Below are 1,913 nucleotides of genomic sequence, written 5' to 3'. Positions count from 1 at the left end.
AATCGAGTAGGAGGAAAATGAAATAGTTTCCTCCTATTTCATTTTCCGACCTCTCACACCACCACGCATGCCGTTCGGCACGTGGCGGTTCCTTAATTACGATGCATTCGGCTGTATATTGCTACCATTGATGGATATCCCGCTTTGGTTAGCTTCGCGCTAGTTATAGAGCGAGTTAAAATCCCGCTTCGGGCTATACGCCAGTACCCTTTCCGAGTGTTCGCCCATTGCCATGCCAAGTATTTACTGATACCACATCTTTGAAGATTAGCATATCTGGTCTTTACCTTCTTCCAACACTTCCAAATATACATGCGGATTCTTCGTTGAAGCCATCCATGTGTATTCTCAATGAAAGACTTCATATCAGCCATTCGGTAGTAAGATATCCAACCTCGGATATAAGAGGTTAAACGATATTTCAACCATTCATAGCCCTTACCGTTACTGCGGCAGGTTATATGTTTGAGCGTACGTTTAAACTTCTCCTGATTATGACGGTGAACACAAAGACAAAGCCTTGGCTTTCCTCTTCAGTAGAAGGAGTATCCCAGGTATTTCTTTCCTGACAAAGAGCCCATGACACTCTTCTCCAAGTTCACCTTCAAGAAAAGCTTCTTTTCGATGAAAGAAGAAATACTGTCACGAACACGGGTTGTGGCTCGTAAACTCTTTACCAAGATTAAACAATCGTCGGCGTAACGAACAAAAGGATGACCACGAAGTTCAAGCTCCTTATCCAATTCATTCAACAAAATATTGCTTAAGATTGGACTCAAAGGACCTCCCTGGGGAACACCCTCGGTGGTGTCTTCAAATCGGTGGTTAACCATAACACCAGCATTCAAATAGTGATGAATCAGAGATATGACTCGACCATCCTTAATAGTACGGGAGAGAATCTCTATCAGTTTGCTATGGTGAACGGTATCAAAGAAGCGTTCTAAATCCAGATTTACGCAGTAGCGATATCCCTGTTCAGAATACTCTTGAACGCGTTTGAGAGCGTCATGAGCACTGCGATTGGGACGAAAACCAAAACTGTTATCGCTAAAACCGAAATCATAGATGCCAACCAAGACTTGACTTATGGCCTGCTGGAGAAAACGGTCGACTACGGTGGGAATACCTAGTAATCGTTTCTTACCGTTTTCCTTGGGAATTTCAACCCGACGAACGGGTGAGGGACGATATTTGCCATTCAATAGCATTGAAATCAATTCGTCTTTGTGGAGGTTTAGGTATGGTAACAGTTCGCTCGTCCCCATCTTATCGACACCTCCGCATCCGTTGTTCCTTACAACTTGAAGATAGGCATCATTCAGGTTAGAAGGACTTAGGATGAGTTCCAACAAATTGCGTGTGCCTGAATGCACTTCCACAAGGTTCTTATCTATTATCCACTTAAAAGTGTGCGCTCCATCATAGCTTTCGGATTCCGTCCTATCATTTTGAGGGTAGCCAACCAAAGAGGTTGTTGTCTGCATTGATTCTTCCATTTGGTAATAAGGTAATAATGCTTGCTTGATTAAAGTTCAGTCCTTCATCGGTGGTCGACTTTCCTAACCGACTACTATGACTTCTGCTGACTTCTCATGGTTCGTTGTTACTGCTTGGCGTAGCCTCGCCCATGAGACCTCCCCAGTTAAGAATGTATTCTTTCCATCTTATACCTGCTTGATTTACTCCGAGTGTTCCGAACAACTATAGGATTTTGTTTTGTTTAGCAAACTAATCCACACTCATAAGCCTTGATATCAAGTTTCTGTACGTCAGGCCAGATATTTGCCGAAGGCTTCCTTTAGATTCCAACTCGCGAAGGACACCCTTGCTCAAGGCTAGACACTTCCCGTTGTTAGGGCGTGTGAGGGACTTGCACCCATTAGAATACACCCATGCTGGGCGAACTAAAA

At 43.6% G+C, this 1,913-nt stretch carries 1 pseudogene; it reads right to left on the bottom strand.

What is annotated here, in order from left to right:
- Nucleotides 1–92: 92 nt before the first annotated feature.
- Nucleotides 93–1,499: pseudogene (ltrA, locus tag D0T84_RS22085) on the bottom strand (group II intron reverse transcriptase/maturase).
- Between the last annotated feature and the right edge of the window lie 414 nt (nucleotides 1,500–1,913).

The sequence above is a fragment of the Dysgonomonas sp. 521 genome, assembly GCF_010501055.1.
In the GTDB taxonomy this organism is placed as follows: domain Bacteria; phylum Bacteroidota; class Bacteroidia; order Bacteroidales; family Dysgonomonadaceae; genus Dysgonomonas.
The sequence above is the reverse complement of the archived record's forward strand: the minus strand, read 5'-3'. Positions and strand labels throughout refer to the sequence as shown.